The organism is Peptoniphilus olsenii, from assembly GCF_040545475.1.
Taxonomy (GTDB): Bacteria; Bacillota; Clostridia; order Tissierellales; family Peptoniphilaceae; genus Peptoniphilus_A; species Peptoniphilus_A olsenii.
Genome location: NZ_JBEPMA010000001.1, coordinates 57901 through 84540, shown reverse-complemented (window position 1 = coordinate 84540; position 26640 = coordinate 57901). Strand labels below are relative to the sequence as shown.

The 26640-nt window shown below is 26.8% G+C and carries 29 protein-coding genes; 2 read left to right on the top strand and 27 right to left on the bottom strand.

Going from position 1 to position 26640, the window contains the following annotated elements:
- Positions 1–16: 16 nt before the first annotated feature.
- The 27 genes from ABID14_RS00420 to der all read right to left on the bottom strand — a co-directional run bounded on the left by ABID14_RS00420 (position 17) and on the right by der (position 25097).
- Positions 17–961, bottom strand: coding sequence for a hypothetical protein (locus ABID14_RS00420; RefSeq protein WP_354366474.1), 945 nt, complete (start codon positions 959–961; stop codon positions 17–19).
- A complete protein-coding gene (locus tag ABID14_RS00415; protein ID WP_354366473.1) occupies positions 948–1460 on the bottom strand; it encodes a hypothetical protein in 513 nt (170 codons plus the stop codon). The genes ABID14_RS00420 and ABID14_RS00415 overlap by 14 nt, the downstream gene beginning before the upstream one ends.
- Positions 1402–1737, bottom strand: a complete 336-nt coding sequence (locus ABID14_RS00410) for a type II secretion system protein (RefSeq protein WP_354366472.1) — start codon at positions 1735–1737, stop codon at positions 1402–1404. The genes ABID14_RS00415 and ABID14_RS00410 overlap by 59 nt, the downstream gene beginning before the upstream one ends.
- Positions 1738–1747: 10 nt before the next feature.
- The gene (locus ABID14_RS00405; protein WP_354366471.1) at positions 1748–2206 is read right to left on the bottom strand and encodes a prepilin-type N-terminal cleavage/methylation domain-containing protein; all 459 of its coding nucleotides are present in this window, start codon (positions 2204–2206) and stop codon (positions 1748–1750) included.
- Entirely contained in the window at positions 2199–3377 is a 1179-nt protein-coding gene (locus ABID14_RS00400; RefSeq protein WP_354366470.1) for a hypothetical protein, read from the bottom strand. Before ABID14_RS00400 ends, ABID14_RS00405 begins: the two co-directional genes overlap by 8 nt.
- A gap of 196 nt (positions 3378–3573) precedes the next feature.
- Positions 3574–3918 carry an SGNH/GDSL hydrolase family protein gene (locus tag ABID14_RS00395; RefSeq protein WP_354366469.1) on the bottom strand — a complete coding sequence of 115 codons (345 nt, stop codon included), beginning with the start codon at positions 3916–3918 and terminating at the stop codon, positions 3574–3576.
- A gap of 1 nt (position 3919) precedes the next feature.
- Positions 3920–5047: a ribonuclease E/G gene (locus ABID14_RS00390; protein ID WP_354366468.1), complete on the bottom strand. Its 1128-nt coding sequence runs from the start codon at positions 5045–5047 to the stop codon at positions 3920–3922.
- Positions 5007–5738: a P-loop NTPase family protein gene (locus ABID14_RS00385; protein WP_354366467.1), complete on the bottom strand. Its 732-nt coding sequence runs from the start codon at positions 5736–5738 to the stop codon at positions 5007–5009. Before ABID14_RS00385 ends, ABID14_RS00390 begins: the two co-directional genes overlap by 41 nt.
- Positions 5738–6457, bottom strand: a complete 720-nt coding sequence (gene radC, locus ABID14_RS00380) for a RadC family protein (RefSeq protein WP_354366466.1) — start codon at positions 6455–6457, stop codon at positions 5738–5740. The genes ABID14_RS00385 and radC overlap by 1 nt, the downstream gene beginning before the upstream one ends.
- The gene (locus tag ABID14_RS00375; protein ID WP_354366465.1) at positions 6454–7038 is read right to left on the bottom strand and encodes a Maf family protein; all 585 of its coding nucleotides are present in this window, start codon (positions 7036–7038) and stop codon (positions 6454–6456) included. Before ABID14_RS00375 ends, radC begins: the two co-directional genes overlap by 4 nt.
- On the bottom strand, positions 7039–7548 hold the full coding sequence (locus ABID14_RS00370; RefSeq protein ID WP_354366464.1) for a Gx transporter family protein: 510 nt from the start codon (positions 7546–7548) through the stop codon (positions 7039–7041).
- Complete coding sequence (locus tag ABID14_RS00365) at positions 7545–7925, bottom strand: NusG domain II-containing protein (protein WP_354366775.1); 381 nt, start codon at positions 7923–7925, stop codon at positions 7545–7547. The genes ABID14_RS00370 and ABID14_RS00365 overlap by 4 nt, the downstream gene beginning before the upstream one ends.
- 97 nt (positions 7926–8022) lie before the next feature.
- On the bottom strand, positions 8023–9312 hold the full coding sequence (locus tag ABID14_RS00360; RefSeq protein ID WP_354366463.1) for a methionine gamma-lyase family protein: 1290 nt from the start codon (positions 9310–9312) through the stop codon (positions 8023–8025).
- Positions 9299–10216 carry a tRNA (adenosine(37)-N6)-dimethylallyltransferase MiaA gene (gene miaA, locus ABID14_RS00355; protein ID WP_354366462.1) on the bottom strand — a complete coding sequence of 306 codons (918 nt, stop codon included), beginning with the start codon at positions 10214–10216 and terminating at the stop codon, positions 9299–9301. The genes ABID14_RS00360 and miaA overlap by 14 nt, the downstream gene beginning before the upstream one ends.
- A gap of 2 nt (positions 10217–10218) precedes the next feature.
- A complete protein-coding gene (gene mutL, locus ABID14_RS00350; protein WP_354366461.1) occupies positions 10219–12093 on the bottom strand; it encodes a DNA mismatch repair endonuclease MutL in 1875 nt (624 codons plus the stop codon).
- Complete coding sequence (gene mutS / locus ABID14_RS00345; RefSeq protein ID WP_354366460.1) at positions 12093–14714, bottom strand: DNA mismatch repair protein MutS; 2622 nt, start codon at positions 14712–14714, stop codon at positions 12093–12095. Before mutS ends, mutL begins: the two co-directional genes overlap by 1 nt.
- On the bottom strand, positions 14698–16092 hold the full coding sequence (gene miaB / locus ABID14_RS00340) for a tRNA (N6-isopentenyl adenosine(37)-C2)-methylthiotransferase MiaB (protein WP_354366459.1): 1395 nt from the start codon (positions 16090–16092) through the stop codon (positions 14698–14700). Before miaB ends, mutS begins: the two co-directional genes overlap by 17 nt.
- Positions 16093–16168: 76 nt before the next feature.
- Positions 16169–17548: an NAD(P)/FAD-dependent oxidoreductase gene (locus ABID14_RS00335; RefSeq protein WP_354366458.1), complete on the bottom strand. Its 1380-nt coding sequence runs from the start codon at positions 17546–17548 to the stop codon at positions 16169–16171.
- A 13-nt stretch (positions 17549–17561) separates the two neighbouring features.
- Positions 17562–18458: an RluA family pseudouridine synthase gene (locus ABID14_RS00330; protein WP_354366457.1), complete on the bottom strand. Its 897-nt coding sequence runs from the start codon at positions 18456–18458 to the stop codon at positions 17562–17564.
- Positions 18451–18933 carry a signal peptidase II gene (lspA, locus tag ABID14_RS00325; protein ID WP_354366456.1) on the bottom strand — a complete coding sequence of 161 codons (483 nt, stop codon included), beginning with the start codon at positions 18931–18933 and terminating at the stop codon, positions 18451–18453. Before lspA ends, ABID14_RS00330 begins: the two co-directional genes overlap by 8 nt.
- An 11-nt stretch (positions 18934–18944) precedes the next feature.
- Positions 18945–19727, bottom strand: coding sequence for a YlmH family RNA-binding protein (locus ABID14_RS00320; RefSeq protein WP_354366455.1), 783 nt, complete (start codon positions 19725–19727; stop codon positions 18945–18947).
- Positions 19721–20176 carry a cell division protein SepF gene (locus ABID14_RS00315; protein ID WP_354366454.1) on the bottom strand — a complete coding sequence of 152 codons (456 nt, stop codon included), beginning with the start codon at positions 20174–20176 and terminating at the stop codon, positions 19721–19723. Before ABID14_RS00315 ends, ABID14_RS00320 begins: the two co-directional genes overlap by 7 nt.
- Before the next feature lie 9 nt (positions 20177–20185).
- Positions 20186–20872 (bottom strand): YggS family pyridoxal phosphate-dependent enzyme, encoded by a 687-nt coding sequence (locus tag ABID14_RS00310; RefSeq protein WP_354366453.1) that lies wholly within the window; start codon positions 20870–20872, stop codon positions 20186–20188.
- Between the two features lie 10 nt (positions 20873–20882).
- Positions 20883–22136 (bottom strand): biotin/lipoyl attachment domain-containing protein, encoded by a 1254-nt coding sequence (locus ABID14_RS00305; protein WP_354366452.1) that lies wholly within the window; start codon positions 22134–22136, stop codon positions 20883–20885.
- Positions 22137–22186: 50 nt separating this feature from the next.
- Complete coding sequence (locus ABID14_RS00300; RefSeq protein WP_354366451.1) at positions 22187–23194, bottom strand: NAD(P)H-dependent glycerol-3-phosphate dehydrogenase; 1008 nt, start codon at positions 23192–23194, stop codon at positions 22187–22189.
- Complete coding sequence (plsY, locus tag ABID14_RS00295) at positions 23191–23781, bottom strand: glycerol-3-phosphate 1-O-acyltransferase PlsY (RefSeq protein WP_354366450.1); 591 nt, start codon at positions 23779–23781, stop codon at positions 23191–23193. Before plsY ends, ABID14_RS00300 begins: the two co-directional genes overlap by 4 nt.
- Positions 23778–25097 (bottom strand): ribosome biogenesis GTPase Der, encoded by a 1320-nt coding sequence (gene der, locus ABID14_RS00290; RefSeq protein WP_354366449.1) that lies wholly within the window; start codon positions 25095–25097, stop codon positions 23778–23780. The genes plsY and der overlap by 4 nt, the downstream gene beginning before the upstream one ends.
- A 187-nt stretch (positions 25098–25284) precedes the next feature.
- Between der and ABID14_RS00285 the strand changes: the two genes are divergently transcribed.
- Together ABID14_RS00285 and ABID14_RS00280 are read left to right on the top strand one after the other, a co-directional pair.
- A complete protein-coding gene (locus tag ABID14_RS00285; RefSeq protein WP_354366448.1) occupies positions 25285–26064 on the top strand; it encodes a threonine/serine exporter family protein in 780 nt (259 codons plus the stop codon).
- Entirely contained in the window at positions 26061–26510 is a 450-nt protein-coding gene (locus tag ABID14_RS00280; protein ID WP_354366447.1) for a threonine/serine exporter family protein, read from the top strand. Before ABID14_RS00285 ends, ABID14_RS00280 begins: the two co-directional genes overlap by 4 nt.
- Positions 26511–26640: the final 130 nt, after the last annotated feature.

Below are 26640 nucleotides of genomic sequence, written 5' to 3'. Positions count from 1 at the left end.
TAAGCCTCCTAATTTGTTATTCTGTTTCAAAATAGTTCAAAGCAACCGGTTCAAATTGCACATAATTTGGCAATGCATCCCTAAACTTTTTAAGGATACTTTCACTGTACTCTACATTAGAATATGTATTCTTGTCATATAAATCGACTAAATATCCTTTTAAATTTAGCGATTTAGATACCTGTGCTTTCTCATTTAAAACTATTATACCATGAATATCATAATCATTAAATAAAACTTTGTCATTAACTATCAAAAAAATAGAACTTATTATACTATTTTTAAAAATTATGGTACCTCTATCTTGTATTAAAATGTCAGTGTTCGAAATTTTATGAATTGGCTCTTCAATAATATTTTCATTTTCATCATTTTCATTTTTAACAATTTTCTCTTCACAAACGAAATAATTAGATTTAATTTTTTTTATTATGAAGTCACCTTCTAGCCTTATAATTTTATATTTATCTATAGTGTCAAATTTATTAAACTTTTCTTTTATTAATTTTAAATTATTTGGTCTTATATTTGATGAATTCACAATACCAGTTTTATTTTTATATATTTCATTTATTGCGGTAGCAATTAGTCTTGCTTCTGATTTAACATTTTTATACATAGAACTTACAGTAATAGTAACTTTATCGTCCATATGAGAATTTGGGCTTTTACTTATAAAACATCTTTCTAATTCTGTATTTTCTGGTAGAAATGTAGGTGAAAAAACTCTATTTGGTTCATCGGACAAATAAAATTCTCTAAACTTATCCTCAAAAGTTTCATCAGCTACAAGAATATTAATTATAGATTCTGCTTTATATTGAGAATTTATGATATCTTCTCTTCTAAAATTTAATATAGAGCCTTTAGAAATGTAGGAATAAACAAAATAAATTATAACAGAAATTAAACAAGTTAATAAAATAGTATATATGTAGATGATGCCTTTATTTTTTTTCATACTTTTTCGCCCTCATTGCCAAGGTTTCATCAAATGATTGGTTTTTAAACCTTATACTTATTCTTACTAAATTATCTGTAATCTCTATATTAAAATCATCACAATTTTCAAGTAAAATATTGTTTCCTTCAAAATAAATCTCTTTATTTTTAACTAATGTTTTTTGATTAGATACTTTCCTTTTTATATCTCTTCCATTTTTGACAAAATTTATGTATCTGTAATTATTGCCTTCATCAACAACAAAATAATATTTACCATTATTCTCTATATAATAATGGCAGCTTCTAATTTCGTCTTTTATGTATTCTATTGCACTTATTATTTTTGTATCGGTCAAATTTTGCTTATATGTTATATTTAGAGATTTTTGTGTTATATTTAAAACAGATAACAAAATTGACATTATAATTATGGATAGGGAAACTCCTAAAATTAATTCAATTAGAGAATAGCCCCTCATCCCACAAATATATTTCGAATTGTACTTCTTTATCATAATTTTTATCTTTCCCCTGTATTATTACTTTATTTAAACGACCAACTTTTGTATTGTACAATTTTATATCATAAAATTCACTGTTTTCAATGTTCAAATCAAGAGTACCATTGTGATAGTTGTTAGAAATTACATTTTCTAAATTTGATGTTACGTAATCAATAAGATTATTAGTTGTAGTATTTGCTTTGTTGTTATGAAGCAAAGTTGTAAGATTAGGCAGAATTATACTTGCTAAAATTCCAACGACACATAAAGACATTAAGACGTCAATCATTATATGTCCATTATATTTTTTCTTCATTTAATTCCTCTACATTTTTTAAATTTACTTTTCCAGTAACAGGCTCTATAGTTATTTTATATATTTTATTTTCAATTCCATATATAATTGTACCTGCAGAGTTTTCATAATTTTTATAGGATGGTTTACCTTTAGCAGTGAACCTAACAGAATTCAAATTAGTTTCTATCAATCTCACTTTATTGTTAAAATTAAAATTTTGAGATTTACCAGAAAATTTTAATGTATAACCTTTATCATTAAAATCAATAACTGTTGCTTTATTGTGGACCTGTGAGTAGGTTCTCATTTGATTTATATTATATACTAATTCTTTTATTTGATTATTGCCTTCTATTTTATCAATAATATTATAATTCAGTCCTGCCATCATTGTTAATATAAGTATTATTGATATAACAAATATTAATTCAATTAAAGTAAAACCTTTATACTTATTCATAAACATCTCTCAAATAAAATATAATTTCTCCATCTTCATTTGGTAAATAATAAAATTTAGACATATTGTTCAATTTTAATTCTACGTTGTTCCACTTTCCTATTTCTATTTCACTATCTAATCTTTTATATTCACCTAACTCATTTACTACACCAAAATTACCATTATAATTATAAGGTACAAATAATTCTATATTTAATAAATCTTTATTATCTATTAATTCGAGGAATATAAATCTGTTTGCTAATAACTCAGTAAAATTGCAAGAAATAATATTGGCTTTTTGAAATTCTATTATGTTGCTATTGTTCAATAAATCAAATATACACTTTCTTTCAAAATTATCTAATTTATTGGAGGTCTGAACATCTTCATTGATTATTTTTTCTATATCTGTTTCTGTTTTTATTTTAGCAGTTGTATTCGCAGAGAGTTTTGTTTGTGCAAGCATACTTACATTTGATTTAGTTTGAGAAGCATCAATATTAGAATTATTTGATATGATAGTATCTGCATTTTTAGTATTTTGTTTAGTTTTACTATTATTTTTTGTTTTTGTTAAATTATTATTATTATTTTTTAAATTAACTTCTTTAAAATCCAGTGATTTTACTGCTTCTTCTGTTTCTTTTATCAAATTATTTTCACTATTTTCTTTTGTGTTTGACTCAGATGAATATGAAAAATAAGCATTTTTCAAATCTTTATATAGTATTCTCTCGGCAGGTTTAAAGGATTCAAAAGAATATGTAAAATTGTCCTCTGAAATCCTTCTCAGTTCAATTTTATTAAAACCATAAAAATCTGGCATATTTATAATCTTTTTAAAATCATCTTTAGGTATATTTCCATCTATTTTTAATATTTCCTTATCTGAATTAATATCTTTATAAATATTATCTTTACTTAGATTATTGGCTTTTATGAATTTATTTATATTCGCATCTGCAAAATTTAAATATCCAACGTAATCTTCGTTATTTATATTTTCTTTCTCCAAAGATTGATTATGAAAATGCAGTTCTTCATAGTAATTTGATTTCGGATTTATCCAAAATTTAAGAAAAATCAACTGTATAAATAGGAAAAAACATACAGATACTAAACTCTTCTCTCTAAAAGATAACTTTCTGTAATTAAATTTTTTGGTCAAGATATCAAATATGTCCATTAATTAATTCCTCCACATAATTTGCTAATTTTCTATGAAGATTTTCATTTGGATGTATACCATCAATTAAATCATCCCCTATGGGATTTTTAAGTGAATAGTCATAAAACGATATAACTTCAATGTTAGTATGAGATTTTATAGCTTTAATTTTTTCATCAAATGTTTCAATCTTTTTATTAGCAGAGTTAAAACTCTAAAAAAATAATAATGATTTTGAAACATTTTTATATTCCAATTTATATGGAGAACAAATGTAGATTTTTGAATCAAAAGTATCTAGATGTTTAATTATTTTTAAAATGTTATTGAATATTTTATCTAACGAATATCCATTTAAAATATCGTTAAGACCTATGTGTATCAAATAAATATCATAATTAATTATATTATATATAGCGCTTAGAAGTTCATCACTTGTGAGGCCATTAACTCCATAATTATCAATTGAATATCCTTTTTTCATTAAATGATATATCAAAGATTTACCATTTACCAGATATCCTGCAAATATTGAGTCACCAAGGGCACATATTTTCAAATCAATCACCTAATTTCTTTTTTAATTCTTCGCCATTATTTTTACGCGAAAGTTCTAACAAACCCAAAGAAGTGAAATCAATGTTTTTTATATTCTTATCTTGGAAGAAAACCTCACGAAATTCTTTTAAAATTTTAACTCTATTCTTCTTTGATTTCATTTTTAATAAATCTATTATTATTATACCGGATAAATTCCTATTTATAATTTGATTAAATATTTCATTAATAACACCACTATTGACAACATATGCTGTTCTTTCAAAGTTATGAGTTTTTGATGAATTAAATTTAAAGGTGTCAATATCTATAACTGTAAGAGCCTGTGTCTTCTCAATTAAAATTCTTGAGCCATTTTCTAGGACAATATTGGATTTAAAAAAGCTTTTATATTTTTTTAAAATATCTTCATAAAATATTATAGAAAAACCATCATCAAAAATACAATCAAATCTTTTATCATTAAATTCTTTATTGTTACTAATAAGAGGAATATTGAGTGCAAACTCAGATAAAAAATCTTTAATTTTATCTGCTTTATATAAAAGTTTAGGTACTGGTAATTTATTTTCTTCAGTTTTAATATTAAGAGCTGGTATTAAGGATTTTTCTAAGTATTTATACATAATCTTATCATCTAGACTACTAGCTTCTGTACGAACAAGAATACCAACTCTATACTTTTGGCTTATATTCTCTAATTCCATTTTATTATTACAAATAAAATCATCTCCTAATTTTTTAGAAAACTTAACAAATTTTTCAAAGGGAAAAATCACAAAATATCTATTAGGCAATGATATTTCTTTTGATAATTTTAAACCTTTATCTTTAGGAGTTTTAATTACTTGTAAAATCTTAATATCTGATTCATATATTTCATCTTTTGCATCAATTCTTAAAAAAGCCTTATGTTTTTCTCCAATATCTACAAAAGCAGCATTTAGATTTTTATCAATATTAGTTATCCTTGCTCTATAAATATTACCTAGCTTATCCTCATTGATATCGCTGATTCTCATTAAAGTATTATTTTCAACATATCCAATCAAGCCATAATTAAAATCAATAAACAAATAAGTGTCTAAATTAGTTTCCAAAGAATTTTTGTATCCATGTCCTCTTTTCATTCTTATCTTTCCTTATCTTACTATCAGTTGACAAACGATTTAAATCTTTCAATTTTATTTCTTCATCATTGATAAATCTGTTTAAATTATTAAAATCATCATCATAAAATTCAGAAAATTCTTCTTTAAATTCTATAATCTCTAAAAGTTTAGCTATTTTTAAATTATCCGAGAATTCAGTAATTTCTTTTATATCTAAGTTTTGGATTTTATTTAAAATTATACCTAATTTAATATTTCTATTGTTTTTAAATGATTCATATATGATTTTTTCTAAATTTCTTTTTGATGTATCTTCAAAATCAGAAATCATGATTAGCTCAGTTAACATATATGATATCTTTTTAATGTATTGGCTATTTCTTGGCAAATCAATAATAATATTCTCATAATCTAATGATAATAATTTTTCTTTTAAATTATCTAAATTAAAATCTTCTATATCTTTACTCTGACTAGCAGCAATAAAATCAAAATTATTTGTATTTTTTATAACTAGGTTATTATCTATATTATAAGTAAAATCATAAATATCATATATAATATCAGTTTCATTTATTAAAATATCAATAGTACGAAAACCATTATTAAAATCTATTAGTAAAGTATTTTTTAAAACGCTCGCTAATTTAATCGAAGTAGTTGTAGCACCAATTCCTCCTGTTGCGGGCATTATTCCAATTATATTCATTATATTAAACCTTTCTCTAAAAAACTAAAATAATTATTATCACCTATAATTATGTGGTCTAGAATTTCAATGTCTATAGTTCTAGAAGATTGAACTAATTTTTCAGTTAATGATATATCTGCATTTGATGGTTTAGGATCACCTGTAGGATGGTTATGTAACAAAATAATACTATGGGCATTATCTTCTATAGCTGTGCGAAATATTTCTCTTGGATGAACTACTGTCATATTAATGATTCCTTTTGAAATTTCTCTAATATAATTAATTTCTTTTTTTGTATTTAAAGTTATTATTCTAAAATGTTCCGATTTTAAGGAACTCATTTCACTCATTACATAATTTGCTGCAATGGAAGGCGTTGTGATTCGTATTTTTGTGTCATATTTGGATTGGGAGAGTCTAACACTTAATTGGACTGCAGCCATAATCATTGCCGCCTTAGCTTCACCAATACCATCAACAGTCATTAGTTGTTTTAAACTTGCATTTTTAAGTGCATTTAGCCCATCTTTATCATTCTCGGACTTTAATTTTTGAAATATATTTCGAGCAGTATCTATTGCAGTCTCGCCATTTTTAGTGCCAGTTCTAATAATCAAAGCAAGAAGTTCTGAATTCGAAAGTATTTCTGGCCCGTATTTTATTAATTTTTCTTGTGGACGTTCGTCCTCAGGCATTTCTTTAATTGTGTATTTTATTAAATTATTAGAATTCATTTAAACCCCATTAAATCTATATTAAAAAGTTTTTTCAAATCATCATAAATTTGAGAAATTGGAAGACCAATAACATTAAAATAATCTCCCTTAAATTCTTCAATTAGGAGAGCTCCCTTTTCTTGTATTGCATAACTTCCAGCTTTATCTACATATTCATTAGTATCTAGATAACTATTAATTGTTTGTTGACTCAATTTTTTGAATTTAACAATTGTTTTTACAAAATCCACATATTTAATATTTTCACCCAATAAAATTAGAGAATAACCGCTATAAACATTATGTGTTTTTCCACTCAAGTTTTCTAGCATACTTTCAGCTTCTTTTCGGTCTTTGGGTTTTCCTAATAATAAACCGCCATACTCGACAATTGTATCACATGATATTATAAGAGAATCCTTATTTTTATTTGCTATGTGAATGCCTTTTTCAAAAGCTAATGCCATTACTGTAGTTTTGGCTTTAAAGTAATTATCTTTTATTTCAGTTATATCTGGTGTTTGTATTTGAAAATTAATAAATTGTTCTAAAATTTTTTTACGTCTAGGTGAACCAGATGCTAAAATTATATTTCTCATTTATTTCTCCAATTCCCTTATATTAATGTTATCAACAATAAATATTGAACTTAAACCTACAAAAAAACCTGTAAAAATTCCCAGCAAAACAAGCACTGGAAAATAAACAAAAATCGTAGTACTTTGCATTATTAAACTAGCTACTGTAATTTGTCCCAAATTATGAAAGAAAGATCCTATTTCACTAATTCCTATAAGTGAAATATGTCTTATTAAGAATTTATGTGCAATTATCATAGATATAGAACTAAATACTGCTCCTCCTATAGAAAAAAAGAAACTTGAAATTCCACCTGTAACAAGAGCTAAAAGAATTGTTTTAAAAATTGAGACAATGAACCCTTCTTTGTATCCAATAACAGATATAGTAATAAGTACTACCATATTGGATAGTCCTAGTCTTGCCCCAGGAAAAGCAACAGGTAGAGGAATAGCACTTTCAAATAGACCAAGGATTATTCCCATTGCTGATAACAAAGATAAATAAATTATTTTTTGATTCTTTTTCATTTCAAAATCATATCCATTTCATCTGAATTTTCATCGTCATTAGAAATAATTTTTACTAATAATCTATTAGGAAGGCAAATTATATTATCTCCTACATCTTTAATTTTTCCCATTTTTACGCATATTTGATCATTGCAATCAGATTCAAACATAAAAACAAAGCCCTTGTCTAATTTTATGACATTATGTCCAAATTCAGAATTTATATATATAGTTTTAGTATTATTATTTAAATCTATAGTTTGGTATACTTGTCCATTAATAGTAATTTGCACAGCTTTATTTTTTATATTATTTGTTTTTCTTGTTGTTAAAAAATACATAGAAAACGAGATACAAATTATTAAAAATATGACAATATAATCTCCATATTTCATTTTATTCATAGAAATATTATAACACATATTTAGATTTTAATAATTTAATTTAAACTAAACAATTAAAAAAGCTATTGAAAAACTCAATAGCAATTTGTTATTTTATAGATATTAAATTCTTCTCGTTTAAATTATTAAGAACGTTTATTAATGCAAATTTTATATGATAATAAGATAAGCCTCCTTGAAAATAAACAAAGTAAGGTTCTCTCATTGGTCCATCAGCTGATAATTCGATGGAGGAACCTTCTATAAAATCTCCTGCAGCCATAATAACTTTATCCTCATACCCAGGCATATCCCAAGGCATAGGAGTAAAAATTGAATCTACAGGTGAAGAATATTGTATAAATTTACAAAATTCTTCTAAAATTTCAGGACTTTTTAATTCTATTGCTGTAACTATATCACTTCTTTTATCTTCGGTATTAGGAATTGTTTTGAATCCTAACGTTTCAAAAGATTTAGAAAATAACATTGCGCCCTTTACAGCATCTTCAACAATTTTCGGCGACATAAAAAGACCTTGTAATATTTGTCTTGTCATGCCAAATGTTAGACCGCATTCTTTTCCTATTCCAGGAGCAGTTAAAAAACTTGCAGCCCTATCTATTAAATCTTTTCTCCCTACTACATAACCACCAGTGTAAGCTATTCCACCACCTGGATTTTTTATTAATGAACCTGCCATAATATCTACTTTATATTCACTTGGTTCATGTATTTCAGTAAATTCACCATAACAATTGTCAACAAATATTAATACATTTTTATTTATTTTTTTAATTTCATTTACAGCCTCTTTAAGTTCTAGAACTGTGAATGCTCTCCTATTTGAATATCCAGTAGATCTTTGTAATATAGCTAATTTTGTGTTTGGTTTAATATTTTTTTTTATTTCACTTATATTAATTTTATTATTTATTAAAGGGATTTCAGAATACTCTATACCTGAATTTATTAATGAATCAGGATCATCGCCTTGAATACCAATAACTTTTTGGAGCGTATCATATGGAGTTGAAGTAATTGAAAGAAGATGATCACCATGTCTTAAAATAGATCTAAGGGCTAAAGAAATTGCATGTGTACCAGAAACTATATTTGGTCTAACTAATGCATCCTCTGTTTTAAAAATTCTAGCAAATATTTTTTCAACTTTTTCTCGTCCAATATCTCCATATCCATAGCCCGTTGTCCAATTAAAGTCAGTTGAAGCAAGTTTTTCTTCTTGCATGGCATTTAAAATTTTTATTTGATTATACTGTGCTATATCACTTAATTCTAAATATTTGTCATTTAATAAAGATTCACAATTATTTACAAAATCAACTATTTCAGATTTTATATTATATAAATTACTAAATAAATTTTTATATTCTTTCAATTTTTTCTCCTATATATTTCAAAATAGAATCAAGTAATTTTGGTGATTGTTTTTCTATCCACTTAATTCTATTATCTCTTTTAAACCAAGTGAGCTGTCTTTTAGCATAATGTCGTGAATTTTTTTGTATCTCTTCTATCATAGAGTTTTTAGTATATATATTCTCTAAATAATCAATCACTTCTTTATATCCAATTGCTTTCATAGATTGATTATCTCTACTTAGATTGTATTTATCTATAGCAGATTTTGTTTCTTCAATAAGTCCTTCGTTAATCATATCTATCACTCTGAGATTTATCCTATCATAAAGATTTTGTCTATCCATATTTAGCGCAATATAAGCAAGATTATAATCATTATTCTCTTGTCTAAAATTTTTTCCTTTTACTTTGCCGCTATGAATTATTTCTAAGGCTCTAATAATTCTTTGATTATTATTCGGGTGAATTTTATCAGCTTCTCTGGGGTCAAGTTCTTTTAATTTGTCATGAAGATACATGCTTCCTTTATCCATTGATATTTGATTTAGTCTCTTTCTATAATTATCGTCTTTTGAAATATTTGCAAATTCCAAATTATATACAATTGAGTTTATATAAAGCCCAGTACCCCCTACTAACATTGGTAGCTTACCTTTATTGTTAATACTTGCAATCAAATCTCTTGTTAATTTTTGAAATTCAGATACTGAAAATTCTTGGTCTGGATTGATAATATCAATCATATGATGAATGATACTAACATCTTCTAAGTTTACTTTAGCCGTACCAATATCTAAATCTCTATAAATCTGCATTGAGTCACAAGAAATTATCTCACAGTTTAGTTTTTCTGCTATATTCAGTGAGATTTCAGTCTTGCCTATACCTGTTGGTCCAGTTAAAATAATTAAATTATTCATTTTTACTCCCTTAAAAATAATTTTGCAATAGTCTTATTTGTTATTTCAACCATAGTCGGTCTTCCATGGGGGCAAGTATAAGGATTTTCACACCTACTTAAATCTTCAATTAGTTTCTCTATCTCAATATTAGATAATCTATCATGAGCTTTTACAGCTCTTTTACAAGCTTTTTTCATAATTACATATAAATCTGCTTCATAATTGGAAGTTATATTTTTATCTATAGAATCGATAATATCCCTTATAAAATTTACATATGTTGGAAGTCCAAACAGTAATGGAACTTCTCTTAATATTACGGTTCCATCACCAAAATTATCAATATTAAAACCTAAGTCTTTAAAAATTGATAAATGATTCTGTAGTTTGTCATATTCTACTGAATTAAGCTCGATAATTTCGGGCTTTAAAAGTATTTGTGATGAAATTTCTTCATTTAAATAAAGTTCTTTATATCTTTCATACCATACTCTTTCGTGAGCCGCATGCTGGTCAACAATAAATAAGGTTTCTTTATCTTTATATTCGAGTAAAATGTAGGTATCAAAAAGTACCCCGGCAATTCTAGAATTTAAAATATTTGAATCGATTTTGGTTTCAGTTGAATTTAAAAAATTATTGTCTTCTAAATCTGTTTTTACTTCTGCTTTATCTATTATTTGATTATCACTATTTTCACATATTGATTTTTGAGATTTTAAATCATTAAAACTAAATTCAATTTCTGTTTCTTGGACATTTTTGATATCTTGTATTTCATTATCATTAGAAGAAGTAAAATAACTATTCATATAGTCCAATGAATTTTCAGAATTATCTTCGTCTTTAAAAATATCAAATACATTTAAGTCTTCTTTTTTATCTTCATATTGAATCTCTCTAATACTTCTATTAGGATAAATTACATCTTCTGCTACCTCTGATATTAACGCCAAGAGTTTTTGTTCGGAATTAAACTTAATTTCATTCTTTTTAGGATGAATGTTTACATCAATTAAATTTGGGGGAATCTCTATGAATAGGATAAAACAAGGATACCTATTTAAAGGGATTATCGATCTGTATTTAGATTCAATTGCCTTCGAAATATCCAAATTTTTCACATAACGACCATTTACAAATACAAATTGATTATCTCTAGTAGATCTAAATAATTTATTATTAGAAAAATATCCTCTAATTTTATAAGTTTCCGACTCAAATTTGCCAAATACTAAATTAGCAGCTATTTCTTTTCCTAGAATACTAAAAATTCTATTAATATAATTATCGGTTGATGATGCACTCATTATATTTTTGCCATCTTTTATTAAATCAAAAGAAATATGCTGATTAGATAGTGCTATTTTCTGTACAATATCTAAAATATTATTAGATTCAGTATTATCTCTTTTCAAAAATTTTTTTCTTACAGGCGTATTATAGAAAACATCCTCAACGACAAATGTAGTACCTTGAGGCATGCCTATTTTTGATTTTTTAATTATTTTTCCGTTTTTAACTATAGCCATAGTTCCAGCTAGTTCTGTTTTTGTTTTGGTCATAATTTTTACTTTTGAAACTGTTGAAATACTTGCCAGTGCTTCTCCTCTAAAACCAAGAGAGATAATATTTTCTAAATCGTCGATATTGTTTAATTTAGAAGTTGAATGTCTAAGAAAAGCATTGTCAATATCATCTTCAGAAATACCACTACCATTGTCTGTAATTTTAATATAATCTGTGCTATTTCCTTTGGTTTCAATAGTAATTTTGTCGGCTCCAGCATCTATTGAATTTTCAACGAGTTCTTTTACAATAGATGCTGAATTTTCTATTATCTCTCCAGCAGCTATTTTCGATATTGTAATATCATCTAACAGTTTAATTTTCATTATAACTCCTTGGACTTTTCAATAATTTCATTTAAAATATTTAAAGCTTCGATGGGACTAATGTTTAAAACTTCAATTTCTTTTATTTTATCAATAAATTTTTGAATATTCTCATCTTTAATAGTAGTATTATTGTAATAAGAGGTATTTTCGAGGTTATCATCTATATTAACCTTGTCATTTTCGAGTCCCTTTAATATCTCGGATGATCTTTTTAAAATAGAATTTTCGATACCTGCCAATTTAGCAACATCAATACCATAAGAATTATTAGAATAACCACTGATAATTTTGCGCAAAAAGATTATATCTTCCTCTCTACGGTCTACTGCAATAGTAAGATTAGTAATATTTGGATATTTATCTGCTAGATAAACTAATTCATGGTAATGAGTCGCAAACAATGTTTTTGCTTTTATTTTTTCAGCAATATATTCTATAATGGCATTCGCAATAGATAGACCGTCAAAAGTACTAGTGCCTCTACCTACTTCATCCAATATCAACAATGAATTTTGTGTAGCATTATCAATAATATTTGCCACTTCTTTCATTTCTACCATGAAAGTAGATTCTCCCATTGCTAAATTATCGCTTGCTCCGATTCTAGTAAATATTCTATCGACTATACAAATATTTGCACTCTCACAAGGAACGAAACATCCAATATGAGCCATAATTACAATTAAAGCTACTTGCCGCATATAAGTGGACTTACCAGCCATATTTGGACCAGTTATTATATGAATCATATTATTTTCTAAATCAAGTTTAGTATCATTGGGAACAAATATCTCTGATAAATTTTTTGTCTCAACAATTGGATGTCTTCCATTTTTTATATCTATAAATCCATCTGTATTAATCTTAGGTCTATTATATCCATTTTTAGATGAAACAATTGAAAGAGAGATTAGAGAGTCTAAATCAGATAAAACATCTGCTAAAATTTGAATATAATTAATATTTTCAGTTATATATTCTTTGAGTTCATTATAGTATTGATACTGAATATCTAGTGCACGCTCTTTGGAGCCTAACAGTTTAGATTCCATTTCTTTTAGTTCAACGGAAAAAAAACGTTCTGACCCAACTAGAGTTTGTTTTCTTATATAATCATCAGGAACATTATCCAAATTCGATTTGGTGATCTCAATAAAATACCCCAAAATTTTATTGTATTTTATTTTCAAATTCTTTATTCCAGTTCTATTCCTTTCCTTACTTTCGAAATCAACTATCCAATTTTTACCTTTTTCAGAAATCTCAAAAAAATCATCAAGTTTGCTAGAAAACCCTACTTTTAATATTCGGTTTTCCTCAATAACTATTGGAGGATTGTCAATGAGCATCTCGTCAATTTTATCATATAAATCTTTTAAATTTAAAATTTTTTTAGAGAAATCTTTTAAGAATTTATTGCCGGAATTTTGTAATTCTTTTTTTATTTCTATAGATGAATAGATACTCTTTTTTAATGAGAATATTTCTCTAGGATTTATTGTATTATTAGATAATTTAACTAAAAGTCTCTCAATATCATATACATCTTTTAAGAGTCTAATAATTAGATCCTGAAATAAAAAGTTACTAGATAATGCTTCTATCAAATCAAGCCTATTTTCAATTTCAACTACGCTATTAAGTGGAGATTCTACCCATTTTTTTAGTTTCCTACTTCCCATTGCAGTTATACACTCATCTAAAACTTCAAGTAAAGATCCAGATTTTTTGAAAGTGTTCAATCCCTTAACAAGTTCTAGCGTTCTCTTAGATGATTCATCTAACATTAAATATTTTTCATTATTAAAATAATTAATTTTATTAATATGTTTTAAATTAATCTTTTGAGTATCAAATAAATATTTGAGAATCATATTGACAGATTTAAATTCAGTCTCATTTCGCTCTTTTAACAGATTAGAATAAGAGTTTATAAAATCTACACCAAAATGTTCTTTTACATCTTCCAAATTAAATTTATTAGTTTCTTCTTCATCTAATACATTTGTATAAAAAGTATTTAATATTAAATTTTTATTCATTTTCAAAACATTTAGATTATTTATTATAATTTCATTAGGACTTATCCTAGAAATTTCATTATAAAGAAATTTTTCTAAATCATCATTATCTAAAAATGTATTGCTTGTTACAAAAATTTCACCGGTTGAATAATCTGTATATGTCAAATTAACATTATAGTTTTTACAAAAAATTGATAATAAATAATTATTCTCGTCACTTTTTAAATATTCATCATCTGTAAAAGTGCCTGGAGTAATAATTTTTGTGACTTCTCTTTTGACTATTCCTTTGGCTTTTTTAGGGTCTTCAACTTGATCACATATAGCGACTTTATATCCTTTATTAATTAATTTAGAAATATAGTTACTCGCAACATGATAAGGAACTCCACACATAGGTGCTTTTTCTTCCAGTCCAGCATCCCTACGAGTAAGAGTTATTTCAAGCTCTCGAGATGCTGTTAGTGCATCATCAAAGAACATTTCGTAAAAATCTCCAAGTCTAAAAAATAATATTGCATCAGGGTTTTTATCTTTAACTGATAAATATTGTTTCATCATTGGAGTTAATTTACTTCTATCCAATCTTCTCACCTTCCAAAGAAAAACTATTAGCATCTTTTATATTTACATCAATAATATTGCCAATATCTTCGGCACTACCTTTAAAGTTTACTAATTTAAAACCTTCAGTTCGTCCCGTGACAAAGTCGTTCCTTTTCTTTGAATAATCTTCAACAAGTATCTTGACTGTTTTACCAACAAGTTTTTTATTCTTCTTTTCTTGTATAGGATACAAAATATCTAATAATCTTTCGAATCTATCATGTTTTATTTTATCGTGTATTTGTTGCATTTTAGCGGCAGGAGTATTTTCTCTTACTGAATAAATGAATGTAAAAGAAGTATCAAATTCAACTTTACGGCATAAATCAAGAGTATCATTAAAATCCTCTTCAGTTTCACCAGGGAAACCTACCATTATATCTGTTGAAAGTGCAATATCAGGATTTACTTTTTTTACTTTGTCAATTGTTCTTAAATAATCTTCTTTAGTATATTTTCTATTCATTCTCTTAAGCACATTGGTAGATCCGGCTTGCACCGGTAAATGTAAGAAATTACATAATTTATCTAGTTTTTTAAAAGAAAAAATTAAATCATTAGAAATATCTTTAGGATGAGAAGTCATAAATCGAATTCTTTCTAGACCTTCAATATTATTTACCTCTTCTAAAAGATTAGCAAAAGTAAATTTAGTATTTAAACTCTTGCCGTATGAATTTACATTTTGACCAAGTAGAGTAATTTCTTTAGTACCGTTTTTAACTAAGCTTTTTATTTCATGAATTATATCTTTTGGTTCTCTGCTTGTTTCTCTACCTCTAGTATAGGGAACAATACAGTAAGTGCAGAAATTGTTGCATCCGTACATTATATTTACATAAGATTTAAAATCAAAAGCCCTCACTGCTCCTATACCTTCATCTAAACCTATAGGATTTTTTTCTATATCCATAGCTAATTTTTTACCATTATAGGATGTACAAAGTAGTTCAGGGAGTTTCCAGATATTATTTGTACCAAAAATTATATCTACATTAGGAAATTTCTCAATCACATAATTTCGTGATTCATCTCTTTGCATCATACAACCACATACCGCTACTTTTAAATCTTTTTTTGAATTTTTTAAATTTTTAAGATTACCCAATTGCCCATAGACTTTATCTTCTGCTGAATGGCGTACCGAACAAGTATTTACAACTATTAAGTCAGCCTTATTTATTTCATTTACTTGATTATAGCCCATTTTATCTAATAACCATATTATTTTTTCAGAATCATGCTCGTTCATTTGGCAACCATGTGTTATAACCATTGCATTTTTCTTATTTATATTTTCTTGAATAAAGGCCATGTATTCATTGACATTGTCCTTTAAATCTTTTATTAAATCTGAATTTTCCATTTATATTCCTCATTTCATATTATTTAATTATACATTAGCCTTTCTATAAATAAAAGGGTATGTCAAAGACATACCCTTAACCTATAATTTCATTTAAATATCTAGCAACATATACACCGCAAGCTGATGATTGAGATAAAGAGTGCGTTGCTCCACCACCATCTCCTACTACAAATAATCCTTTTTGCGATGTTTCAAAATTCTTATCAGTGTTTACTTTAGAATTATAAAATTTAACTTCAACACCATATAATAAAGTATCTTCATTGGCAGTTCCAGGAGCAATTTTATCTAAGGCATAAATCATTTCAATTATTGAATCTAATTGTCTTTTTGGTATTACCAATGATAAATCACCTGGAGTAGCTTTTAATGTTGGAACAGTAAAACATTTTTCCATTCTTCTTTTATCTGAACGACGACCTTTAACCAAATCTCCAAACCTTTGAAGCAAAACTCCTCCACCTAGCATATTTGAAAGACGTGCTATAGACTCTCCGTATTCGTTGGAGTCTTTAAATGGTTCAGTAAATTTATTGCTGACTAATAAAGCGAAATTTGTATTTTCTGATTGTAAACTAGGATCAGAATATGAATGTCCATTAACTGTTATTATACCATTAGTATTTTCAGCAACAACTTGACCATAAGGATTCATACAAAATGTGCGGACTAGGTCATTATATCCCTTTGTTTGATATACTATTTTAGACTCATATACAGCATCTGTAATATGTTTAAAAACTTCTGCTGGTAGTTCAACACGGACTCCTATATCTACTTGATTTGAATACAAACCAATTCCGAATTTTTTGCATATTTTAGATATCCATTTTGAACCACTTCTTCCAGAAGCGAGAACAAGTTTTTTGCAAGTAAATACTTCATCTTTATTCGTATAAACTTTATATTTATCATCTTCATGCTCTATATCAAGTACTGTTGTATTAAACAACATATCTACATAATCTTTTGAATCCTCATACATTTTTTCGAGTATTTTAATATTTCTATCTGTTCCAAAATGTCTTACTTTTGCATCAAGTAAATGTAAATCATGTTTTAAAGCTAATGTTTTAAGGCCAGAATCTTTAGTTTGGTACAATTTGGAATTACCACCATCAAATTCACATAAAACCTTATCAACATACTCCATTAATTTGATTGAATCTTCTCTGCCAAGAAAATCATGCATCTGACCACCAAATTCTGTAGTAATATTATATTTACCGTCCGAAAGAGTTCCAGCACCTCCATAACCATTCATAATATTACATGGTTCACAGTTAATACAATTATCAACTTTACCTAATTTAATTGGGCAATGTCTATTATAAATAGTATTTCCTTTATCTATCACTAAAACTTTTAATTTTGTCTCTAGTTTTTTAAATTCATATGAAGCAAAAACTCCACTTGCTCCCGCTCCAACAATAATAACGTCATAATTTTTCACAATTATACCTCTTTTACTTTTTAATTTTATTTAAAAAATCTTTAAAACGACTTGGAAAATTATCTTCTATATTTATATTTTCTCCAGTTATAGGATGCTTAAATTTGAGTTTATAAGCATGCAAAAGCTGTGTATTTATCTTCCATTTATTTTTATGACCATAAACTAAATCTCCGACAACTGGATGATTAATGTAAGAAAGATGAACTCTTATTTGATGAGTCCTTCCAGTTTTAATATTAACATCAAGGAGAGTATATTCTTTAAAGTTTTTTAATATAGTAAAACTTGTGTAGGCTTCTTTTGAATTAATATCAGTAACTTTCATCTTAGTCCTATTGTTAATATCCCTGCCAATAGGTTTATCAATAATCATATCACTGTCAATGTAACCATGTACTATTGCCAAATAATGTTTATCTATCTGATGATTTTTAAACATATCGACCAATTTATAATAAGCTTCATCAGTTTTAGAAATAATCATTAAACCACTAGTATCTTTATCAAGTCTATGAACTATTCCAGGTCTATTTTCATCAATAGGGTTAGAAAGTTTATTAAATTTTGAAAGAAGTCCGTTGACAAGTGTAAAATCATTATTCCCAGCTCCTGGATGGACAATTAATCCTATAGGTTTTGAAATAATAGCTAAATAATCATCATTGTATAATATATCAAAATCTATATCTCTTGGTACCAAACGAAATTCATCCTCATATAATATTGTAATAACATCATTGTTTTTTAATGAGTAACCAGCTTTTTGTATTTTACCATTAACTTTTATATCCCCATTTTTAATGAGTTTTTTAATTTGTGATCGATTAATATCTAACTTATTTTCTAAATATTTGTCTAATCTTTTTAAAATTAAATTGTCTCTAATAACGAAAGTTTTGTCAATCATTGTTTTCTCTCTTTGAACTAATTCTCGGATTATCATGTAATATAATGCCAATACATATTAATATTGTACCTACGACTATAAAAGTATCAGCTAAATTAAAGACAGCAAAATTATAATCAAAGAATTTTAAACTTATGAAGTCAATAACATAATGTAGTCTTAATCTATCTATAAAATTACCTATAGTTCCTCCTATTAGAAGGCTTATACTGAATAAATAAATTTTAGGTAACTTTTTATAATTCTTTATTAAAAAAATCAATAAAAATATTAAAACTATAATAGTTATTATTGTTAAAAACCATCTAGCACCTTGTAAAATGCCAAAAGCCGCTCCTCTATTTTCAATATAATAAAAACGTAGAAAACCATCTATAACCACAAGGGGGTCTTTACCATAAAGATATGTCTTTACGAGGAATTTGCTGAATTGATCTAACAAAATTAAAATTATACTAAATAGTATTACAAACATAATGTCCTCCGTTACTTATTGTACTTAATACTAAGAACAATATTGCCTTTCTTGGTTTTTCTTTTAAATTCTTCAATTCTGAATCTGCCAAATTTCCTCACAGATATTAAATCTTTAGCGTTTACTTCAAAGTGAGGTCTGTATTCAACGGCAAAATTAACTTTTACATCACCACTTTTAATTTTATCTTTTGCAACAGATCTGGATACATTGCAAAAACTAGAAACTATATTGTCAATTCTTGGTGATGCTACAAAAATATTTTTATAAATATATTCTTTTTTGGGAAGAGTAGATATCTTTTCTACAGGCTCAAGTGAAATATTATATTTAGAAATTTTATTTAAACTAATTTCAATAAAATTTGAAATCTCATTTTTAACAAAAAAATAAGTGTATTTTTTGTCAATTAAAATATCACCTATTTTTTTTCGCTCTATACCTAGTCCCAATAGAGAACCAAGTACATCACTATGTTTAATTGTAGAGTTAGAATCAAACCTAAAGATGTCTATATCCCTTTTCGGAATGTTTAATTCATAATGAGGATAAAGATAAATGATACAGTTTTCAGCACCATAATAGCCACCATCAATTTCAAAAAAAACTTCATTTTTAAATCTATTTAGCACAGATATAGCTAAATTTAGCTCATGTGGATTTAAAAAATCAGTTGAAGTTATTAGATATCTATTTAGAACAATTTCTACCTTATCAATAACTCTTTTAATTTCTTCTTTATCTTCTAAATTATTGATGTGACCAATTAATTTATCTCTATCGATATTTACCAAGGGAACATTCCATTATTTTTTAATTGTTCTTTCAATCCATCTATAGCAACATTATGTGGAGCTAAAATAAAAATATCTTTGTTTACTTTTTGAATTTTTCCATCTAATGCATAAAGAGCGCCACTTACAAAATCAAAAATTTGTCTTTTAACTTCTAAATCTAATTGTTCGAAATTTAAAACAACAGCTTTATAATCTCTTAAATCATCAACAATAAGTGGAGATTCATCATAAGAAAGTGGTTCATGAACGGTAATTACCATACCAGCATCAGTACTATTCTTAGTTTTAGTTGATTTTTTAAATATACTTGTATTAGTTTGAGCTGGAGTATCAACTACCTCGCTATCATCAATATCTTCACCGTAATCATCGTCATAACCTTCATATTCATATTCATCAGCAAAACCAAATATTTTTTTTAGTTTATCCATAGTTTTTTCTGCCATAATGTCCTCCTAATTATAATTTCTATTTCCAAAAATTTTAGAACCTATTCTTACCATATTTGAACCCTCTTCAATTGCAATTTTATAATCATTACTCATACCCATAGATAGATATTTCATATCTACATTACTATATCGCATCGACTTAAGGATTTCAAACATATTGTTCATTTTTTCAAAACATTTTCTAAGTAAAGCTTCATCTGAAGTATGGGGCGCAATTGCCATTAAACCTAGAATATTTAAATTTTCAAAATCTTGTAGTTGATAAATGAAATCTTCAGTTTCGTTGTATTTAATTCCAAATTTAGAGTCTTCATCGCCTATGTTGATTTGAACTAGACAATTGACTTTTATTTCATCTTTCAATGCTCTTTTATTTATTTCTTTTGCTAATTTAATTCTATCTAATGATTGGATTAACTTGACTTTGTCGTAAATATATTTAACCTTGTTAGTTTGCAAATTGCCAATTAAGTGAAAATTTACGCCTTGGATTTCTTCAATTTTTTCCATTAATTCCTGAACTTTATTTTCTCCAAAGTTTTTAATACCTAAGTCTCTGACTTCTTTTATCATTTGTGTTGAATGAGTTTTCGATACCGCTATAAGCTCTACATTTCTTTTAAATGGAGATTTTAATTTTGATTCTTCAATACCTTCCATAACATGCTTTAAATTCGTTTCTAAATCCACAATGATCACCTCAGTTTAATATTCTTGATTCGTCAACAGTTCTAGGATTTATAACTATAGCATCATTAACTGTAACAGTTTTATATGTTTTTTTGCCAATTTGTATTACAGATTGTTTATTGCCTCTATTAATAAATACAGATTCAGGCTTTTCGCTTACGATTTCAACAGGTACAAATTTAACTAATCCTTTAATTTCTTGTACATAAACCCCTGTCATATTGTCTCTTTCAATTAAAGTCGACTTTGGTATCTCATAACCTTTAGTTTTCTCAACTACAATTTTACCTTCATGTACTCTATTTGAATACATATCCTCAATATACATATCTAAATCAACAATAATTACAGCTTTATTTCCTGTTTTATTTATTTTTTCAATAATTCCATAAATCATATTAGAATTATCTACTTCTATTCTTACAGTATCACCTATATTATAATTTTTAATCTTTGAAATATTATCTACTGTACAAGCCATTTTCCAAGAAAAATTATCTATTATTTTAAATAACGCATCTCCTGTTTTGACTTGCGAATTCATTTCAACATTCGTAAAATCAAAATTTTTCTTCAGAAAACTATAATTAATGCTATCAAGTTTATTAATATCAAACTTATCTTCAACGCCATCAATTTTATAAGAAACAATTCCAGAAAACTCAGCTTGATAAGAAATATTATATTTTTCTATTTTATTTTCTATTTCTTTTTTTTGTGCTAAAAGTTCACTATCTGATAAATCAATATAATCTTTTAATTCAGAAGCACTATAAGTAACCTTATTTTCTAAATTTAATGAATCAATATCATTATAAAGTTTATCATATTTTTTTTCTTTGATAATTTGTTGTATTCCATTATTAAATTTAATTTTTTTATCTCCATCAATTTCAGGTTCTATTCCTTCTTTTAAATTAATAGCGGCTTCTATTTTTATAAGTTGATCTTTTAATGAAGATACGTCTTCCATTAAGTTCAAGTAACAAACTTCATAACCTACTGGTACTTTTTGACCTTCGCTTGCGTTAAAAACTGCCACTCCATCACCTTTTGCATAGTAGACCTTTTCATTATACAAATTATATAATTCAGTATTAAAATCGTCTTCGTATGTAGTAAGAGTTGGAAATACAGTTTTATAATCGTTTATAGTTTTTCCTCTTATAAATTTAACTATAAAAAAAATAAAGATTAAGAGAAAAATCAAGGCGAATAATCGTCTGTAAAAGAATTTATTTTTTTTCTTGGATTTTGTGTTCAAAATACCACCTAATCGCTATTATTATATCATAAAAATATATCTAATTGATATTACTCGTAAAAAATTTGTTCAATTTCGACCTTGTTTTTTCTGCCCATTAAATCTTCCACAGCTTTAAGAGGATCGTAATTATCATATAAAACTTTATAAATCATATTTGTAATAGGCATCTCAATATTTTTTTCTTTTGCAAGTTCATATGCAGCAGCAACAGTTTTAATTCCTTCCACTACTTGACCTACATTTTTACAAGCTTCGTCCATAGTTTTACCTTCACCAAGTAGAATTCCAGCTCTTCTATTTCTAGAATGCATACTTGTGCAAGTAACAATTAAATCTCCAATACCAGACAAGCCATTGAATGTATGAGGATCTGCACCTAATGCCATTCCTAATTTACTCATCTCATAAATACCACGAGTCATTAAAGCCGCTTTTGTGTTATCACCAAATTTTAAACCGTCATTAATACCAGCTGCCAAAGCTATTATATTTTTTAAAGCTCCACCTAATTCAACTCCTATTAGGTCAGAATTAGTATAAATTCTAAAAACTGGAGTAGTGAATTCTTCCTGCACAGTCTTTGCGGCATCTATATCAACAGATGCAGCTACCACAGTAGTGGGTATATCTTTTCCTACTTCTTCAGCATGAGAAGGCCCACTTAAAGCAACAAATGGATTTTGTGGAAGTAATTCTTTTGATATCTCTGATATTCTTTTTAAAGTGTTTTGTTCAATTCCCTTAGACAAATTCACAATAATTGTATTTTTATCAATAGCATCTTTAATCTTGTTCAGAATTTCTCTACAAGCCGATGTGGGAACGCCTATGACAAAAATGTCCGCCTCAGGAAGTGTTTCTAAAATATCTGTTGTTACAAAAATATCTCTATCAAAAACTGATCCCGGTAAAAATTCTTTATTTTCTCTATATTTTTTTAAATTATAAACAGTTTCTTCTTCTCTAATATAAAATTTAACATTATGACCTTTATGAGTTAGAAGTCTTGCAATGGCGGTTCCCCAACTTCCTCCTCCTGCTACAGAAATATTCATCTGACTCCTCCAATTTTATTTTCAGTTCCTTTTAATAGTCTCTTAATATTATCTTTATGTCTCCATATACCCAATAATGCTACCATAACAATTATAAATTTATTTGAAATTGACAAATCAGAATATATGGTAAAAATTGCAATTACAAAAATATAAAAACCAATTGAGCCAACAGATACTATCTTAGTGATTAATGTACTTACTAACCAAACCAAATAACATATAAAAGTTAATTTCAAATCTAAAAAAGCTAACGCCCCTAAAGTTGTAGCAACACCTTTTCCTCCTTTAAAGTTCATATAAAAAGGAAAATCATGTCCCAGTACCGCTGCGAATATTGACAGTGGTACATAGTTTCTGCTAAATAAAATATTTATTAAAAATGCTACAAATACACCTTTTAAAAAATCTATTAAAAAAGTCAATATCCCTGCTTTTTTGCCTAAAACCCTCATAGCATTAGTGGTGCCTGCATTTCCAGAACCATATTTTCGAATATCTTTATTCAAAAATATTTTTCCGATAATATAAGCTCCCGATATTGAACCAATTAAATAAGAAATAACAAAAACAATGATATAACTCATTGTTTATCTCCACGATTTTTTAAATCTAAAATAATTGGAGTACCATCAAATGAAAAAGTAGTTCTTATTTGATTCTCTATATATCTTACATAAGAAAAATGAAAAAGTTCTTTATCATTGACAAACAGAACAAATCTAGGTGGTCTTACACTAACTTGAGATCCATAATATAATTTACCTCTTCTACCTTTATCAGAAGGAGGTTGATTAGAAAGAACTGCTCTATTTAAAATATCATTTAAAACACCTGTCTGAATCCTATGATTGTAATTATTATTGACTATTTCAATTAAATCAAGAAACTCGCCAACTCTTTGCCCGGTTTTTGCAGAAATAAAAATTATAGGAGCATAAGATATAAAAGAGAGCTCAATTCGTATTTGATTTTCAAATTTTTTCATTGTTTTTGACTCTTTATCTACAGCATCCCATTTATTTACAGCAATAATAATAGCTTTATTATTTTCATGGGCAAATCCCGCTATTTTTGAATCTTGTTCTGTAACACCTACAGTTGCATCAATCATTAATACACAAATATTGGACCTTTCTATTGCGGTTAAAGTTCTGATTACAGAGTATCTTTCGACACCTGGAACTATTTTTTTCTTTTTTCTAAGCCCTGCAGTATCAACAAAAATATATTCATTATCCTTATACTTAATCAATGAGTCAATTGAATCCCTAGTAGTCCCAGGTATATTAGTAACAATAGCTCTTTTCTCACCAGTTAAATAATTAAGTAAAGAAGATTTTCCAACATTAGGTTTACCCATTAAAGTTACTCGAATTTTATCATCATCAGCTAGCTCTTCTGCAGGAGATAATTCCTTCACAACCTCATCAAGTAAATCTCCAACACCAATTCCTTGTTCAGCACTTATGCCAATAGGATCCCCTAAACCAAGTTCATAAAAGTCATATATATTATCTTTAGTAATCTTTGAATCGTATTTATTGACAGCAAGGAGGACTTTTGTTTTTGTCTTTCTCAAAAAATTTGATATTTCTTTATCAGTAGGATTAATTCCCTGAGCTCCGTCTACCACAAATATAATCACGTCAGAAGTATCTAAAGCTATGTCTATTTGAGCTTTTATACTAGACATAAAGATATCTTCATCTTTTAAGTCTAATCCGCCAGTGTCTACTAATAGAAATTTGTAATTTAACCACGAAGCCTCTTGGTAGATTCTATCTCTTGTAACTCCTGGTGTATCTTCTGTTATCGAAATTTTTTTGCCTACAATTTTATTAAACAATGTAGATTTCCCTACATTTGGTCTTCCTATAATTGAAACTATGGGCATTTCCATATAATCACCCCTATTTTATTTATTATATCAAATGACTATATCATATTCAATTTAGTATTTTAAAACCATATAATATATTTAATAATACTATAAAATAGATAATATAATTTTTAAAATTATAAATACATTTGTAAATATTGCCATTGAGAATGATTTCTTTACATAGTATAATTTAGTTGGTGATAATATGTCAAAGGTAATAAATAACCTCAAGGAAGCAAAGGATCTCATGAATTTATCTTTATATGCTGGAGCTTTATTAATACAAAATGGAGCAGAGAGTTATCGTGCAGAGGATACAGTTGAAAGAATGTGTCGCTCGGTCTCTAATATTTCTCGTGTTTCTGCCTATGCACTTCCTTCTGCAATCTTTTTGACAATCGAGTATGAAGGAGAAACAATAAGTAATTTCAGAAAAATAACTGTCTCTGATACAAATTTATATAAAATTGACAGAGTTAATTCTTTTTCACGTAAATTTGTATCAAGTGATTTCTCCATTTTAGAGTCTTATGAAATATTAAATGATATTGATGTAACTGCGGATAAGGCTCTAAACCTACATATAGGTGCTGCTATTGCTTCAGCTTTTTTTACAGTACTTTTTGGTGGTGGCCTAAATGATTTTGTTGCAAGTTTATTTATAGGTTTTTTTATTGCAGGTTTCTTAGATAAATTGGCTGAATATAAACTTTCTTTTTTTATAAATAATATTGTTTCCGCTTTTATAATTTCATTATTAGCTATTATTTCTGTAAATTCGAATATCGGAAAAAATATAGATCATATAATAATTGGTGATATTATGCTTCTAGTTCCAGGAGTTGCAATCACAAACTCAGTTAGAGATATTATGAGTGGTGAATTTATCACAGGAGCGATTACAATGATTAAAGCTTTTTTTATCGCTTTAGCTATTGCTTTTGGAGTAGGACTTGGACTAAAAATTATGGAGTATATATTATGAAATATATTTTTCAATTTATTATTGCTGCCTTTGCTACATACGGTTTTACAATTTATTTTAAATTGCCTTATAAGGTACGAACTGTTACTTCATGTCTTAGCGGTGTTATATGGGTAATATATGAGTTTCTGCTCAATGATACAAATAATTATATTATTTCTGGTTTAATAGCTTCAATCTTAATAGGCTTATGCTCTGAAATTCTTGCAATTTATTATAAAAAACCAGCAACTGTATTTTCATTGCCATGTTTAATACCTTTAGTCCCTGGTGCAGGAATGTATTATATAATGTATTATTTTATAGATTCAAATTACAATATGATGACTACCTCATTAATTAATACAGTGCTAACTACAACTGCACTCGCTTTAGGAATTATATCTTCTCAAGCTACTTTTCGGCTTATTAGACAAATTATTAAAACAAAAAGGGACCCTAGATAAACTAAAGTCCTTTTTTAAATATTAATATAATTTTATTTTTTTAAATAATAATTATGAAAATCTCTATTGTTTTGAATGTATATGATTATTAATTATATACAACTAGTTTATATTTAATAAATATTTCATA